At 71.2% G+C, this 15145-nt stretch carries 14 protein-coding genes and 1 pseudogene; 9 read left to right on the plus strand and 6 right to left on the minus strand.

Annotated features, from left to right (window positions below):
* The 4 genes from AB0G02_RS15850 to AB0G02_RS15865 all read left to right on the plus strand — a co-directional run.
* On the plus strand, positions 1–853 hold an 853-nt coding region (locus tag AB0G02_RS15850), incomplete at its 5' end, for an ATP-binding cassette domain-containing protein (RefSeq protein ID WP_360794287.1).
* A gap of 35 nt (positions 854–888) precedes the next feature.
* Positions 889–1629 (plus strand): hypothetical protein, encoded by a 741-nt coding sequence (locus AB0G02_RS15855; protein WP_360794289.1) that lies wholly within the window; start codon positions 889–891, stop codon positions 1627–1629.
* A gap of 96 nt (positions 1630–1725) precedes the next feature.
* Positions 1726–2553, plus strand: coding sequence for an isocitrate lyase/phosphoenolpyruvate mutase family protein (locus AB0G02_RS15860; protein ID WP_360794291.1), 828 nt, complete (start codon positions 1726–1728; stop codon positions 2551–2553).
* 189 nt (positions 2554–2742) lie between these two features.
* Positions 2743–3237 (plus strand): methylated-DNA--[protein]-cysteine S-methyltransferase, encoded by a 495-nt coding sequence (locus tag AB0G02_RS15865; RefSeq protein ID WP_360794293.1) that lies wholly within the window; start codon positions 2743–2745, stop codon positions 3235–3237.
* A 498-nt stretch (positions 3238–3735) separates the two neighbouring features.
* On the opposite strand, the pseudogene AB0G02_RS15870 reads toward AB0G02_RS15865, so the two are convergent.
* The 5 genes and pseudogenes from AB0G02_RS15870 to AB0G02_RS15890 form a co-directional block, all read right to left on the minus strand.
* Positions 3736–4323 (minus strand): annotated as a pseudogene (locus AB0G02_RS15870) (glycoside hydrolase family 11 protein); the annotation flags it as partial.
* A gap of 261 nt (positions 4324–4584) precedes the next feature.
* Positions 4585–6639 (minus strand): CotH kinase family protein, encoded by a 2055-nt coding sequence (locus AB0G02_RS15875; protein WP_360794295.1) that lies wholly within the window; start codon positions 6637–6639, stop codon positions 4585–4587.
* Between the two features lie 50 nt (positions 6640–6689).
* Entirely contained in the window at positions 6690–7523 is an 834-nt protein-coding gene (locus AB0G02_RS15880) for a polyphosphate polymerase domain-containing protein (RefSeq protein WP_360794297.1), read from the minus strand.
* The gene (locus AB0G02_RS15885; RefSeq protein ID WP_360794299.1) at positions 7520–8122 is read right to left on the minus strand and encodes a DUF4956 domain-containing protein; all 603 of its coding nucleotides are present in this window, start codon (positions 8120–8122) and stop codon (positions 7520–7522) included. Before AB0G02_RS15885 ends, AB0G02_RS15880 begins: the two co-directional genes overlap by 4 nt.
* Positions 8123–8530: 408 nt before the next feature.
* Positions 8531–9118, minus strand: coding sequence for a WHG domain-containing protein (locus AB0G02_RS15890; protein WP_360794301.1), 588 nt, complete (start codon positions 9116–9118; stop codon positions 8531–8533).
* 82 nt (positions 9119–9200) lie between these two features.
* On the opposite strand from AB0G02_RS15890, the gene AB0G02_RS15895 reads away from it, so the two are divergent.
* The 3 genes from AB0G02_RS15895 (at position 9201) to AB0G02_RS15905 (ending at position 13156) form a co-directional block, all read left to right on the plus strand.
* Positions 9201–9695, plus strand: a complete 495-nt coding sequence (locus AB0G02_RS15895; protein WP_360794303.1) for an FBP domain-containing protein — start codon at positions 9201–9203, stop codon at positions 9693–9695.
* A gap of 220 nt (positions 9696–9915) precedes the next feature.
* Positions 9916–11364 carry a DHA2 family efflux MFS transporter permease subunit gene (locus AB0G02_RS15900; protein ID WP_360794305.1) on the plus strand — a complete coding sequence of 483 codons (1449 nt, stop codon included), beginning with the start codon at positions 9916–9918 and terminating at the stop codon, positions 11362–11364.
* Positions 11365–11602: 238 nt separating this feature from the next.
* A complete protein-coding gene (locus AB0G02_RS15905) occupies positions 11603–13156 on the plus strand; it encodes a right-handed parallel beta-helix repeat-containing protein (RefSeq protein WP_360794307.1) in 1554 nt (517 codons plus the stop codon).
* 51 nt (positions 13157–13207) lie between these two features.
* Here AB0G02_RS15905 and AB0G02_RS15910 read toward each other — a convergent pair whose 3' ends face one another.
* Positions 13208–14227 carry a hypothetical protein gene (locus tag AB0G02_RS15910; RefSeq protein ID WP_360794309.1) on the minus strand — a complete coding sequence of 340 codons (1020 nt, stop codon included), beginning with the start codon at positions 14225–14227 and terminating at the stop codon, positions 13208–13210.
* Positions 14228–14362: 135 nt separating this feature from the next.
* Here AB0G02_RS15910 and AB0G02_RS15915 point away from each other — a divergent pair, with 135 nt between their 5' ends.
* Positions 14363–14755: a GntR family transcriptional regulator gene (locus tag AB0G02_RS15915; RefSeq protein ID WP_360794311.1), complete on the plus strand. Its 393-nt coding sequence runs from the start codon at positions 14363–14365 to the stop codon at positions 14753–14755.
* Positions 14752–15145: ATP-binding cassette domain-containing protein (locus AB0G02_RS15920; protein ID WP_360794313.1), on the plus strand; the 394-nt coding region annotated here is incomplete at its 3' end. The genes AB0G02_RS15915 and AB0G02_RS15920, both read left to right, overlap by 4 nt.

Genomic DNA, 15145 nt, shown 5'->3' on the forward strand with positions numbered 1-15145 from the left:
GGTGACCGGGTTCCTCGGGCCGAACGGCGCCGGCAAGTCCACCACCATGCGCGTGCTCCTCGGCCTCGACCGGCCCACGTCCGGCACGGCCCTGGTCAACGGTCGGCCGTACGCCGGGTTCGCGGAGCCGCTGCGGGAGGTCGGTGCGTTGCTCGACCCCGGCGCGGCGCACCCCGGCCGCACCGGGCGCAGCCACCTGCGCATCGCCGCGCGCGCCAACGGGATCCCGCGACGCCGGGTCGAGGAGGTGATCGAGCGGGTCGGGCTGGAGGGCGCCGCCCGTCGCCGGATCAAGGGCTACTCGCTGGGCATGCGGCAGCGCCTCGGGATCGCGGCGGCGCTGATCGGTGACCCCGGCGTGCTCGTGTTCGACGAGCCGGTCAACGGGCTCGACCTCGACGGCGTCCGGTGGATCCGCGGGCTGCTGCGCGGGCTCGCGAACGAAGGCCGCACGGTGCTCGTCTCCAGCCACCTGCTGAGCGAGGTGGAGCAGATCGCCGACCGGCTGGTCGTCATCGGCCGCGGCCGGTTGATCGCGGACGCCACGACCGAGGAGATCCTCAACGGGCTGGGTCGCGTCCAGGTGCGCGTGCGCAGCCCCGAGCCGGACCTCCTGCTGACCGCGTTGCGGGAACAGGGCTTCGAGGTCGAACGGGTCGAGGACCGCGAGCTGCGGGTCGACGGCGGCACGGCCGAGGAGGTCGGTGGGCTCGCGCACGCCCGGCACCTCCCGTTGCACCACCTCTCCGAGGTGCGCCAGTCCCTCGAGGACGCCTACCTGGAGCTCACCAACAGCAGCGTCGAGTACCACGGCCACGAGCCGGTGCCCGCGACGACGGAAGGGGCGAAGTGACGACCGCCGGCACGCGAGAAGTCCACAGTGGACGTGTGTTCGCCCGCACGTGCGCCGCCGAGTGGAGCCGCCTGTGGACGGTGAAGGCCACCTGGTGGTTCCTGGCGGCGGCCGCCGCGGTGATGGTGGGGATCGCCACCCTCGCGGGACTGGAGGCGGCGGCGAACCCGGATCCGACGCCGGGCGGCTCCGCCTGGCGGGCGGCGGCCGTGACCGGTCTGCCCGGCCAGTTCGCGCTCCTCGCGCTCAGCCTCACCGCCGTGACGTCCGACTACGCGACCGGCGGCATCATCCCGACCCTCCAGTGGACGCCCCGTCGCGCGATCCTCTTCCTGGCCCGCACGACGGTGGCGGTGGTGGCGGCGACGGTGCTCGGCGTGCTGCTGGCGTCCGCCGCCACGCTCGCGTCGTTCCTCGCGGCGCACCCGCTGCTGACCTTCGACGGCGGCGCGGACGTGCTGCGGAACGTCGGGTTCGTCTTCGCGGTCGGGTCGGCGTTCGCGGTCGGGCTGGGCTTCCTGCTGCGCAACACCGCGGGCACGCTGGTCACGGTGTTCCTGCTGATGCTGGTGCTCCCGCTGATGCTGCCGAACTTCGGCTACGCGTGGACGACCGCGATCGCCCACGCGCTGCCGGGGTCCGGGGCGGCGTTCCTCCTGATCGGACAGGTGCCGGGGATGACGCAGACGTCCTCGGTGGTCACCATGCTCGCCTGGGCGGTGGGCACCCTGGTGCTGGGCGGGCTGCGGCTGGCGCGCGACGACGCCAACCGGTGACCGGTCGCCGTCGATCGGGACGGCCCGGAATTGTCACCCCTCGTTGTTACGCTCCGCGCCCAACCCGGAATCGGGTGATCGGAGAGGTGACATCGCATGCACAGGAACAAGGTCAAGGCGGATCTGCTGCGCGCCCTGCACGCGGACGGGGTGCTGGTGCTCCCGAACGCCTGGGACGCGGGCAGCGCCGCGTTGATCGCGCGGGCGGGCGCGAAGGCCGTCGCCACCACCAGCGGCGGCGTGTCGTGGGCGCTGGGCAGGCCGGACGGGCAGGGCCTGACGCGTGAGGAGATGGTCGAGCAGGTGCGGCTGATCGCCGCGGCCGTGGACGTGCCCGTGACCGCCGACGTCGAGGGCGGTTACGGCCACGCGCCGGAGGACGTGGCGACGACCGTCGAGGCCGTCGTCGACGCGGGCGCGGTCGGGGTGAACATCGAGGACTCGAAGGGGTACGGGGTGCCGCTGTTCACCCCGCAGGAGCAGGCCGCCCGGGTGCGCGCGGCGCGGGAGGCGGCGGAGCGCGCCGGGCTGCCCGAGCTGGTGGTCAACGTGCGGACCGACGTCTTCCTGTTCCAGGTCGGGGAGCCCGGCGGCAGGCTGGACGACGTGCTGGCGCGGGCGGCGGCCTACGCCGAGGCGGGCGCGGACTGCCTGTTCGTCCCCGGCCTGGTGGACCTCGACGTGGTCGGGCGGCTGGTCGAGGCGTCGCCGTTGCCGATCAACGTCATGGCGGGCCCCGGTGCGCCGAGCGTGGCCGAGTTCGAGGCGGTCGGCGTCCGGCGGGTCAGCCTCGGCACGGCTGTCGCGCAGGCGGCGTACTCGGTGGCCCTGCGCGCGGCGGAGGAGGCGCTGACCAAGGGCACGTACACCGGGCTGGAGGACGCGCTGGACTTCGGCGCGGTCAACGGCGTCTTCACGCACTGACCACAACCGTGCTTGGGGGGCACGGAGCGGGGGCGAGGGGCGCGCGAGGGAGGCGGCCGGGGGAGGCACGCGGGGTAGGGCGCAAGAGGGAGGCGCGGGGAGGCGCGGGGGAGGCGTAAAGAGGAGGCACAAGGGGGAGGTGCGCAAGGGGAGGCGGACGGGGGAGGTGCGAGCGGCACAATGGTTGTCATGCCATTGCCAGTCGCCGTGCACACGGTGATCGACAGCCCGGTCGGTGAGATCACGCTCGTCGCCCGGGACGGGGTGCTCGCGGGCCTGTACATGCACGAACACCGCCACCGGCCCGCGTGGGAGACGTTCGGGGAGCCCTCCGCCGAACCGTTCGACGAGGTGGTCGCCCAGCTGGAGGAGTACTTCGCCGGCGCGCGGACGGAGTTCGACCTGCCGCTGTCGATGGCCGGCACGCCGTTCCAGCGGACGGTGTGGGACGCGCTGAAGGACATCCCGCACGGCGACACGGTGTCGTACGGCGAGCTGGCGGCCCGCATCGGCCGTCCCACCGCCTCGCGCGCGGTCGGGTTGGCCAACGGCAAGAACCCGATCAGCATCATCGTGCCGTGCCACCGGGTCGTCGGCTCGACCGGCGACCTGACCGGGTACGGCGGCGGGATCGAGCGCAAGCGGATGCTGCTCGGCTTCGAACGCGGCGACCTCACCTGGTGAAGGCGGAATTCGCCCGCCTCCACGGTGCCACGCCTGACACCCGCGCGTCCACATCTCGACAAGGGCCCCGAGCGCTCGGTCCGGTTCGGACGGTGGGCCACCCGTCGTGCTGTGCACCGAAAGCACGATGGCGCGGCGGCCGGGTGCCGCCGCGCCATCAGGTGCGGTGTTGTCGCGGAACGGTCAGCTCGCGGCGCAGGAGACCGAGGGCCACGTCCAGTTGCCGTTCGCCTGGATCGTCACGCCGAAGTTGTTGCCGCTGCCGTTGGGCCTGGCGGTCAGCACCTGGGCGCTCGGGTAGCTCGCGCTGATGTTCCAGGTGGACAGGATCTTCGCCGGCGACGGCACGTTCATCGTCACGGTCCAGTTGTTCGAACCGCTGACCGACACGTTCAGGTTGTACCGGTCGCTCCACTTCTCACCCGCGGACAGCGAGGCGGTGCAGCCGCCGGTGCCCGGCGTGCCCGTGCCCGGGTCGCCGCCGCTCGGGACGCCGTCGACGGTGACATTGGAGCTGCCGCTGCTCTGGTAGCCCTCCGTCGCCAGGATCATGTAGTTGTGCGTGCCCAGGTTCATCCCGTTGCGCGCCCACGCGTCGAAGTGGTTGCCGGACGTGATGCTGCCGCCCGTCCTCTTCGACTGCCGCACGCTCCAGTACTGGTCGAAGGTGCGGGTGCCGTCGATGGACGGCTGGTTCACCCGGGTGGTCTTGTAGATGTCGTACGTGCCGCCGTCACTGGTGACCGTGCCCTTGTACGTGCCGGTGGGCCGGTACGTGCCCCAGTTGTCGACGATGTAGTACTCGACGAGCGGGTTGCGGGTCCACCCGTACAGCGTCAGGTACGCGTTGCCGGACGGGTTGAAGCTGCCCGTGTAGTTGACCGTGCGCCGCCCGCCGGTGGCCCAGCCCTTGCCGGCGACGAAGTTGCCGGTGTTGCGCCACGACGTGCTGTAGTTGCCGCCCGACCCCAGGTCCATGGACACGGAGCCCTGGCTGTCGGTCCAGAACGAGTAGTAGTACCCGTTGTTGGTCCCGGTCTGGTTGGTGGTCACCGCGGCTTCGGCGTTCGACGTCACGATCGCCATGAGCAGGAGGGTGATCGCCGCCAGCGGGACGGCTCTCCTGCCTCTGATTCTTCCGGACATCGGAGGATTTCCTTTCAGCAGCACTGCTGATCGATGCCGAAAGCATCAAGTCGCCGCCGTGGGGGTGTCAACGGGTTGCGAAACTTTCCGAACCGGTTCGCCGAAGGTTGCGCCCCGACCGCGCCGGGACTCTCCACGCGTGCGGACGCTCGCGTGCCCGGCACCGCTGGGAGGTGCCGGGCACGCGTGTCGCGCGGATCGTCAGCCGGCCGTGCAGGTGAGCATCGGTGACCCCGGTGCGCCGGTGGACGCCCCGATGAAGCCGAACGTCGTGCTGCCACCGGGCGCGACGGAGCCGTTGTGGGCCGCGTTGCGCGCCGTGATCGTGGTGCCCTGGGTGGTCAGGGTCGCGTTCCACGACTGCGTGACCTTCTCACCGCTGGTGTAGCTCCACGACACGGTCCAGTTGCTGATCGCGGACGTGCCCGCGGTGACGCGCACCTCGCCCTGGAACCCGCCCTGCCACTGGTTGACGATCGTGTACGTCGCGGCGCACCGCGCCCCACCCGGTGCAGTGGTGGTGGTGGTCGTCGTAGTGGTCGTCGTGGTGCTGGTGGTGGTGGATGTCGGCGTCGTCGTGGACGTCTGCGTGGTGGTGGACGTCGGCGTGGTCGGGCCGCCCCAGCCGGACGTGGAGTCGAGCCAGGCGATGCGGCGCTGCATCCAGTCCCGCATGGCCTGCACCTGACCCTGCCAGGTGGGCGCGGTCGGGGTGTTGAAGAAGCCGACCGTCCGCGAGCTGAGGTTGGGCCAGCGCTGGAAGTTGCGCTGCGCGCCGTTGGTCAACGGCCTGGACAGCGCGTCGATCCGGGTCGCGAGCGCGCTGTCGGAGAACAGGCCTTGGCGCAGCGACTGCCACCGCGACTTGACCTGGTTGACGAACGCGGGGTCGCGCAGCAGCTGGGTGTACCAGTCGTTGGCCTGCGGCTGCCGGGTCTGGAGGTACTGCCACCCGGCGACCTGGTCGTTCTGGAAGTACCCGCCCACGCCGAACGTGAGGTCGAAGTCCCACAGGGGACCGGCGAAGATCTTGGTGTCGCGGTCCTTGTAGAAGTGGGCGCTGCGGAGGTAGGCGTCCATGCCTCGGCTGAGCTCGTTGAGGATCATGTGGTCGATGAACGAGGGCACGTCGATGTACTTCTGGTACCCGGTGGTCGGGTCGGCGAAGTTCGGTGCCCTCAGGACGTCGTTGAACTCCTGGATGTGACCGCGCAGCCATTCCTTCTGCTGGGCGTTCAACGGGTCGGGGTCGGCCACCTCCAGGTAGTTCCAGCAGGTGGCGGCGGCACCCGTGCACGGCAGCGTCGGCTCCTCGGCGGCCATCCACTCGAACTTGAAGATGTACCCGCCGGTGATCTTCGGCAGCGTCGTGTCGTCCTCGTCGAGGTCCTTGAGGTCCAGGCGGTTCTTCGAGTTCTTGATGGTCTCGACCATCATGTAGACGCCCATGTAGTCGTTGGCGCCCACCGGCGTGGCGTCGGGGTTGAGGTAGAACTCGACGAACTTGTACCGCGGCGCCTTGAGCCCCATCTCCCGGCCGAGGTCGTAGATGAACGCCTCGCGGATCAGCGACTTGTCGGTGAACGGCCCGCGCAGCACCCAGTCCGAGTCGGCGGGCATGCCGAGGACCGGGTAGTCGGCGTCGTCGTTGGCGTTGTCGCGGAACTCCAGGCGGTACGGCGCCTTCTCGAACGAGGCGGACGACTGCCCGCGCAGCTTGAAGCCGGTGCGGGTGGCGACCGTCGGTGCCGCGGCCAACGACGTCGTGCCGTTCGCGCCCGGCTCGAAGATCATCGCCGCACCGTCGATGTACTCCTTCTGCGGCTTGCCCGCGCCGTAGGAGTCGACCACCACCACCGGCAGGTCGTGCACCGTGGTGGTCTGCTGGGCGACGTACATGGCCGTGCCCGGCGCACCGGACGCCGCGCCGTTGACGAACGCCTGCGCGCGCAACTGGGTGGTGCGGGTGAACTGCAACGACGTGCCGGAGTAGACGGGTGACTGCGCGGTCGGCAGCGTCCCGTCGGTGGTGTAGCGGATCTGCGCGCCGCTGACCGCGGTGCTCAGCGACACCGCCACCTGGCCCTGGAACGTGCCGCTGGGCACCGAGAACGCGATGTCACCGACCAGGTCGTCGGCCGCGGTGGCGGCGGCGACGGCGTCGGCGGCGGAGAGCTCGGCCGATCCGGTGCCGGCACTCGGTTCGGCGCCGGCCGACAACGGGACCAGGAGCCCGGCGAGGAGGATCGCGGCCACCGCGAGCCCCTTGCTGCGAAAGGTTGCCGCGGCGTCGTTGCCACGGGAGGTCACACGCACGATGCCTCCTGCTCGGTTCGGGGGGAGGGGGTCGCCGGCACCGGGCTCACCGACGACGTGGTGTCGCGGAAGTGGCGGCGCAGCGTCCGCCGCCAGGGCGCGTCGGGCAGGTCGTGGCGGAGCGCGGCCAGACCGGTGGCGTACTTGGAGATGCGCACCGGCCGCACCCCCCGCCGCCACAACATCCGGTCGACCGGGGTGGCGGCCGACGTGGTCTTGGTCTCGACCACGGCGAGCCCGGCCAGCCGCAGCGCCGCGTCGTCGTGCCGCCAGGACAGCGCGGTGTCGATGGTGACCCGGCTCGCGGTCTCCGGCAGCAGCAGGGTGGTGCGCTGGTAGTCGGTGACCAGCACCGGGTCCAGCGAGCTGCCCGCCTCCGGGGTGATCGACTCGCGGGCCAGCGCCTCGTCGACGAAGCCGCGCCCGGGGTGCACGGTGGCGCAGTCCCGCGCGTGGTACGGCAGGCGGTGCTTGGTGATGCTGCCCCGCGCCCCGCTGATCTTGACCTCCAGCCAGCACTCGGCGGAGTCGAGGTACGTGCGGGTGCGCACCTTGAACCGGCGGCGCCTGCGGTAGGCCGCGGAGTGGAAGCTGACCAACCGCGGGGTGTCGAAGTACACCGACTGGTACCGGAACGTGCGGTCGCCGTCGATCTCCAGCACCCGCGCGTGCGGCGCGAGCTGGTCCAGCAGGTGCGGCAGCGCGTCCGCCGGCACGACGTACTTGCGGTCGACCCTGGTCTGCAACGCCGCCCGCTCGACCAGCTCGGCCAGCCCGACGGGGGCCAGTCGCGCCAGCGCGGGCTCGAAGGTCGTCGTGGTCATCGGCGGGCTCCGGAGTGCGCGGGCGTACCGGCCGCGCCGGTCAGGGCGCGCTCGCTGAGCGCGTACCGGACGTCGACCACTGTGGTCTCGTTGACCAGGTCGAGCCGCTGCACGGTGACGGTGTGCACCCTGCCGTCGAGCAGCTGCTCCAGGAGCGCGACGAGCGTGACGTGGTCGGTGACGGCGGAGTCGAGCACCAGGATCTGGTGGCGGTAGTTGCGGAACAGCCGCCGGTTGTCCCCGAGGAACATCACGACGACGATGAGCGCCATCAGGCCGCCGTTGAGCCACAGCGAGGACGTGCTCAGCGCGCCGAGCAGGCCGAGCGCGAGGGCAGAGAAGTAGTACGCGACCTCGTGCTGGTCGAGCTCGGTCGAGCGCAGGCGGATGATCGACAGCACGCCGAACAGCGCCATGCCCAGCCCGATGCCCGCGCCGGTGTTGCTGGTGCTCAACGCGCTCGCGACCGCGAGAACGCCGATGTTGACGCCCAGGTAGGCGACGACCAGGTCGCGGCGGCGGTGCCGGGGGAAGTAGAGCCCGAAGACGAGCAGGACCACCGCGCAGATGTCGATCGCGAACAGGACGAGTTGGGACATCTCGTTCGTTCCTCCTGAGCCACAGGCCGAAGGTCGGCTGGGCACCGCCCGCTTCTTGGCGGGGGTCTGCAGGACGGTCGCCGAAACTTTCGAGGTTTGAGATAAACTTTCGGGAACTGGTTCGAAACGATAGGGGCGACCCTGGTGTCGCGTCAATGAACTACTGGTGTACCGCCGTGTATCAAAAGGCGGAGACGTCGCTGGTAGAGGTCATTCGGCGGTCGACTTCGCCGCCTTTCGGCAGAGGCGGAACTGCCAGGTGGTTCCGGTGCGAATGGCGTAGAACTGTCCGAAACTTTCGTGCTGATCTGCACTAATCGGGTCATGGGGATCGGGACCGGGTGATCTCGCCGCCCGACCGCCGTGACCGCCTCCGGCCCCGACCTCCGTCACTCGACGCGTGGTCGCCTATCGGCCGGACGGGTGTTCGGGTGACGGCCAGTTGCTCAGGACGGCGTGGAGCGCGTCCAAGGTCCGGACCCACGACGACTCCGTGTCACGCGGGTGGTGGCGGAAGCCGCCCGACGCCTCCAGTGCTGTGTACCCGTGGAAGGTGCTGTGCAGCAGCCGCACGGCGTCGGTCTGGTCGGGCTCGGGCAGGTCGTAGCCGCGCAGGATCGCGCGGGTCATCTCGGAGTGCCGGTCCGCCCGGCTCGCGGCGGCGATCTCGGGGGTCAGCTCGACCTGCATCGCGGCGTACCGGCCGGGGTGCTCGCGGGCGTAGTCGCGGTAGGCGTTGGCGAAGGCGACCAGCGCGTCCTTGCCCGCGCGCCCGGCCAGGGCGGACGCGCCCCGGTCGGCCAGCTCGACCAGCGCCAGGACCGCCACCCGTTCCCGCAGCTCGCGCGCGTTGCCGACGTGCGAGTACAGGCTCGCGTCCTTGACCCCGAACCGGCGGGCGAGCGCCGAGACGGTCAGGTTGTCGAAGCCGACCTCGTCGGCCAGCTCCGCGGCCGCCTGCACCAAGCGCTCCACGGTCAGCCCCACGCGTGCCATTCCGCACCTCCCGAAACCTAGAGGCTCTAGGTTAGCGCATAGTCGTTTGTCCTTGCTGTCTAGGTGACGTAGCTTGGGTGGCGTGGAACCCGTAACCGAGCGCGAGATCCGCGCGTCGTTCGTCAACTGCACCAAGGGCGAGGCCAAGCGCCTGCCCGTGCCGGGTGACCTGTCCGCGCGGCCGTGGGACGACCTGGACTTCCTCGGCTGGCGCGATCCCGCGGCACCGCAGCGCGCCTACCTGGTCACCCCGTCCGGCGACGGGCTCGTGGGCGTGGCGCTGCGCCTGGCGTCGTCGGACGTGGGCCGGCCGCGGCGCACCATGTGCGCGTTGTGCCTGACGACCCACCAAGGGGGCGGCGTCTGCCTGATGACGGCCCGCAAGGCCGGTCGCAGTGGGCAGCAGGGCAACTCCGTGGGCGTCTACCTCTGCGCCGACCTGGCGTGCTCGCTCTACCTGCGCGGCAAGAAGGACGCCGGTCCCGGCGGGCGGCTGCACGAGTCGCTCACGCTGGAGGAGAAGGTCGAGCGCACCGCGGCCAAGCTCGACGCCTTCCTGGCGAGGGTGACGGGCTGAGCCGCGGGCCGACGACCTGAACCGCGGCACGGCAACCGGGTCCGCGTGCCGGTTCCCGCCGTGTCCGTAGGTGCCCGGCCGAGCCTCTGTGGACTGTGATCCGGTTTCACCCACGGGAAAAAGGAGGTTGGCGTCGGGGTCGCCGCGGGTAGGGTTGGAGGCGATCGGGGCGCCGGCGCCTCTTTGTCGCGCCCATCTTTTCCTTCTGGGGGACCAACGCATGACATCCGCAGGTGTGTCCGACGCCGTGTCGTCGCCGCCCGCGCTCAACCGCGGCGACCGCGCCGTGATCGGCGTGCTGCTCGTGGCCACGTTCGTGGTCATCCTGAACGAGACCATCATGGGCGTCGCACTCCCGGTGCTGCTGTCCGAACTGCACGTGACCGCGGCCGTCGGCCAGTGGCTCACGGCGGGCTTCCTCCTGACCATGTCGGTGGTCATCCCGATCACCGGCTACCTGATCCAGCGGGTGCCCACGCGCGTGCTGTACGGCGTGGCGATGAGCCTGTTCAGCGCGGGCACCCTGATCGCCGCGCTGGCGCCGGGCTTCCCGGTGCTCCTGGCCGCACGGGTCGTGCAGGCGTGCGGCACGGCGATCATGCTGCCGCTGCTGATGACCACCGTGATGACGCTCGTGCCGCCGGCCCGGCGCGGCGCGGTGATGGGCAACATCTCCATCGTCATCTCCGTCGCGCCCGCCATCGGCCCGACCGTGTCCGGCGTGCTGCTGGACGTGTTCAACTGGCGGGCGATGTTCTGGGTGGTGCTGCCGATCTCGGTCATCACGCTGCTGCTCGGCCTGCGCTGGGTCACCCGCATCGGTGAGGCGAGCAGCGCGCCGATCGACGTGCTGTCGGTGGTGCTGTCGGTGTTCGGCTTCGGCGGGCTGGTCTACGGCCTGTCGAGCATCGGGCAGACCGGCGGCGGCTCGTCGGTCGCGCTGTGGGTCTCGCTCGCGGTGGGCGTGCTGGGTGTCGTCGCGTTCGTGCTGCGCCAGGTGTCGTTGCAGCGCCGCGAACGCGCGCTGCTCGACCTGCGCACGTTCAAGTTCCGCACCTTCACGCTGGCCAGCGCCCTGATGATGGTGATGATGGGCCTGCTGCTCGGCGTCGTGACGATCCTGCCGATCTACACCCAGAACGTGCTGGGGCTCGACCCGCTGGCCACCGGTCTGCTGCTGCTCCCCGGCGGTCTGCTGATGGGCCTGCTGTCGCCGTTCGTCGGCCGCCTCTACGACCGGGTCGGTCCGCGCGTCCTGCTCATCGTCGGCACGGTCGCCACCAGTGGCGCGCTGTGGTTCGCCACGACGTTCGACGCCTCGACGCCCACGGCGCTCGTGCTGGTGTTCCACCTCGTGCTCAGCCTGGGCCTGGCGTTCTCGTTCACGCCGCTGTTCTCCTCCGGCCTGGGCGCGCTGCCCGCGCGGCTCTACTCGCACGGCAGCGCGATCTTCAGCACGACCCAGCAGCTGGCCGCCGCGGCCGGGGTGGCGCTGCTGGTCAGCGTGATGAGCGCGGAGGCGGCCCAGCTGGCCACCTCCGGCCGGCCCGCGATGGCCGCCGAGATGGGCGGCATGCACGCGGCGATCGTGCTGGCGGCGATCCTGTCGCTGCTGGCGGTGGCCGGTTCCTTCCTGGTGAAGGCCGGCAAGGCCGAATCGCCCGAATAGCGGTCACGTGCGCGGGGACGTTCTGATTCGTCCCCGCGCACGGGCCGGTTTTCGGCGCTGTTTGTTCACCATCGTGAAACCGCGGAATTCCCCGCGGAATGCATTGCGCCTCTTCGAACGTGTGCGTTAGCGTGCCTGTCGGGAACGCTCCCGGAACGGGTTTTACCTGTTCAGAAGCGTGAACCGACATTCACTCCGCGTCCGGTCAAGGGAGCGCGCAATGACCGTGAAAACCCTTGTGTCAGCCACTGCCCTGGTCGCCGTCGCGGCCTGGGGACTGCCCGGGACAACGGCTGTCGCCGCGACCGCGCACCACGAGGCCGAGAACGCGGTCTGCACCGGAACCGTCGACAGCAACTGGTCCGGTTACTCCGGCACGGGGTTCTGCAACGCGGACAACGCCATCGGCGCCCACGCGCAGTTCACCGTCACGGCGACGGCGGCGGGCACGGCGACGGTCGTGGTCCGGTTCGCCAACGGCGGCACGACCGCCCGACCCGCCGACCTCCTCGTCAACGGCGTCACCGCGCGGTCGGTCTCGTTCGAGGCTACGGGCGCGTGGTCGACGTGGGTGTCGAAAACGCTCACGGTGACCGTGCCGTCGGGCACCGTCGCCATCCGGCTCAGCCCCACGACCTCGGCCGGGCTGCCGAACGTCGACTACCTGGACTTCACCCAGGACGACACGCCGCCGGCCGCCGGCGCGCTGTACGTGGCGCCCGACGGGAACGACGCCAACCCCGGCACGCCGGCCGCGCCGCTGCGCACGGTCCAGCGCGGTGTGGACCTGGTCCAGCCGGGTGGCACCGTCTACCTCCGCGCCGGCACGTACGCGCCCAGCACCAACGTCCAGCTGCTCAAGGACGGCACGGCGAGCCAACCGATCACCTTGCGCAACTACAACGGCGAGCGCGCGGTCATCGACGGCGAGAACATGCCGTACACGCCGGGCGCGGTGGGCTCCAGCATCCCGCGGGCCGAGCGCGGCGCGATCCACCTCGAGGGCGATCACTGGCGGCTGATCGGCCTGGAGATCGTCCACGGCCCGTACGGAGTGTTCGGCCTCGACACGAACGACACCGTCTTCGAGCGGCTCGTCACGCGGGACAACTACGAGTCGGGGCTGCACCTCCAGGGCGCGTCGGCCGGCAACCTGATCGTCGACCTGGACTCGTACGGCAACCGCGACCCGCGCAAGAACGGCGAGAGCGCCGACGGCCTGGCCATCAAGGAGGGCTCCGGCGCAGGCAACGTCGTGCGCGGCGCGCGCCTGTGGAACAACGCCGACGACGGGCTCGACTTCTGGATGTTCTCCTCGCCGGTCCTGCTGGAGAACAGCCTGGCGTGGGGCAACGGGTTCAACCGCTGGAACCTGCCCGACTTCACCGGTGACGGCAACGGCTTCAAGCTCGGCGGCAACGGCGTCGCCGCCGACCACACCGTGCGCAACACGATGACGTGGGACAACTCGGCCGGCGGTTTCGTGGACAACAACAACCCGGGCCGGCACCGGGTCGAGCGCAGCACCGCGTGGCGCAACCCGAAGACCGGGTTCCAGTTCGACCGCTCCGACAGCACGTTGACCGGGAACCTGGCCGCGGGCAACGGCACCGACGTCTCGCTCGGCTCGAACTCCGACGGCAGCGGAAACTCGTGGGACCTCGGCGGCACGTGGTCGTTCGCGAGCACGGACCCGTCCACGATCACGGGGCCGCGCAACGCCGACGGCTCCATCCCGTCCTCCGCGTTCCTGCGCCCGGCCAACGGCGCCGACGTGGGCGCGCGCTTCTAGCCGCCGCACGGCGGGGCCGGGCAGCGCGCCCGACCCCGCCGAGGCGTGCGCCTACCCGCAGCGCCAGACCGTCGGCAGGGAGTTCGCCCCCGCGCTCGGGACGCTGCGACCGGCGACGGTGCCGTTGTCCGCGGACACGTCGACGCTCGGCCGGTCGGTCAGCGTGGCCGCGCGGGTGGCGAGCTGCCACGTCGCGTAGGTGCCGGTGGCCGTGGACCAGCCGACCGACTGGCCGGACCGGTTGATCGACCGCAGGTAGGCGCTGCCCGCCGGTCGGGACGGGACGCCGTTCTGGTCCCACAGCACGCCCTTGCCGTCGTAGCCCGACGCCGGGTACGTCTCGCCCGCCACGCGGCCGTTGGACAGCGACCAGCCCCGCACGGTGGTGGTGTCGGACGGGTTGGCGAGCTTGCGGGCCGTGCCCGCCTTCCACAGGTACAGCGCGGTGGCGGAGCTGGAGTTCCGGGCCGGGTAGTGCTCCACCAGCACCGTGCCGTCCTGGTCGACGGCCTTGGCCTTCGCGTAGCCGGTGGTCGGCAGGCCGGTCAGCGCCACCGGCGCGGAACCGCTCGCGGGCCACAGCACGGGCGTGTAGATCGAGTACGGCGCCGTGTCCGGCGGGGTGCTCACCGCGCTGCCCACGATGTCGCCGTTGTCGTTGACGCCCTCGACCAGCGCCCCGGTGTAGCCGCTCGGGGTGGGCAGCTGCTCCAGCTTGCCGTCGCGCGAGCGGAAGCCGCGCGGTCCGGCGACGTAGCCGACGACCGTGCCCTGCCGGTTCACGCCGGTGACCGTGACGTTGCTGGTGCCCAGTTGGCCGAGGTCGGTGACCTGGCCGTCGGACCAGCGCACCGCCTTGATGATCATGGACAACCCGCGGGTGACGACGTAGGCGTAGCCCGCGTAGCCGCCGCCGCTGTCGGCGGCCGTGACGGCCCCGTTGGGCAGTCCCGCCGGGAGCGGGAGGTAGGTCGGCGTGCACGTCGCGGCGGACGCGGCCGGCGCGGTGACCGCGACCAGCGCGCCGGTCAGGGCCACGACGGCCACGACGGCCGTGCGTCTGATGCTCATGGTGCTCCTCAAGGTGTCGGAGTGCTGCGTGCCCACCGTCAAGGCACCGACTGACCGACCGCTGACCGACGGCTGACTCGACGCCGCACACCTATATGCCTATAGTGCTAGGTAGTTAGTTAAATGGAGGCAGTGGTGATCCGGTTCCACCTGGACGGCAAGTCGGGCCTGTCGCCCTACCAGCAGCTGGTCCGGCAGGTGCGGCACGCGCTGCGGCTGGGCCTGCTGCGCGAGGGCGACCAGCTGCCGAAGGTGAAGGACGTCGTGGCGGACCTGGCGATCAACCCGAACACGGTGCTCAAGGCGTACCGGGAGCTGGAGCACGACGGCCTGGTCGCCGCACGGCCCGGTGTCGGCACGTTCGTGACGGCCACGCTGCCCGGCACCTCGCCCGCCGCGCTCGCCCCGCTGCGGCAGGACCTGCGGCGCTGGCTCGCCAAGGCCCGCCGGGCCGGGCTCGACGAGGAGGGGATCGAGGCATTGTTCACCACCACGGTCCACGCCGCGTCCGAAGTGGACACCGCGTGACCGCCGTCGTGCGCGCCCGGGGGCTGGGGAAGAAGTACCGGCGGCGCTGGGCGTTGGCAGGCTGCACGCTCGACGTCCCGGCCGGGCACGTGACCGGCCTGGTCGGTCCGAACGGCGCGGGCAAGTCCACGCTGCTCGGCCTGGCCGCCGGGATGCTCGAACCCTCCAGCGGCACGATCGAGGTGTGCGGCGGCGTGCCGGGCAGCGGTCCGGCGCAGCTGGCCAAGGTCGGCTTCGTCGCGCAGAACGCGCCGGTCTACGCGAACCTGACCGTCGAGGAGCACCTGCGCCTGGGCGCGCGCCTCAACCCCGGCTGGGACGACGCGCTCGCGCGGCGGCGGACCGCGCGGATCGGCCTGGCCCCGGGGCTGGCCGCGGGCAGGCTGTCCG

Origin of the sequence: Actinosynnema sp. NPDC023658 (assembly GCF_040639995.1) — a bacterium.
In the GTDB taxonomy this organism is placed as follows: domain Bacteria; phylum Actinomycetota; class Actinomycetes; order Mycobacteriales; family Pseudonocardiaceae; genus Actinosynnema.

Bases quoted from the DNA above. Each gene is read 5' to 3' on its own strand.
- AB0G02_RS15880 (WP_360794297.1), bottom strand. From the start codon at position 7,523: ATGACCACGACGACCTTCGAGCCCGCGCTGGCGCGACTGGCCCCCGTC.
- AB0G02_RS15900 (WP_360794305.1), top strand. From the start codon at position 9,916: ATGACATCCGCAGGTGTGTCCGACGCCGTGTCGTCGCCGCCCGCGCTC.
- AB0G02_RS15860 (WP_360794291.1), top strand. From the start codon at position 1,726: ATGCACAGGAACAAGGTCAAGGCGGATCTGCTGCGCGCCCTGCACGCG.
- AB0G02_RS15890 (WP_360794301.1), bottom strand. From the start codon at position 9,118: ATGGCACGCGTGGGGCTGACCGTGGAGCGCTTGGTGCAGGCGGCCGCG.
- AB0G02_RS15910 (WP_360794309.1), bottom strand. From the start codon at position 14,227: ATGAGCATCAGACGCACGGCCGTCGTGGCCGTCGTGGCCCTGACCGGC.
- AB0G02_RS15865 (WP_360794293.1), top strand. From the start codon at position 2,743: ATGCCATTGCCAGTCGCCGTGCACACGGTGATCGACAGCCCGGTCGGT.
- AB0G02_RS15885 (WP_360794299.1), bottom strand. From the start codon at position 8,122: ATGTCCCAACTCGTCCTGTTCGCGATCGACATCTGCGCGGTGGTCCTG.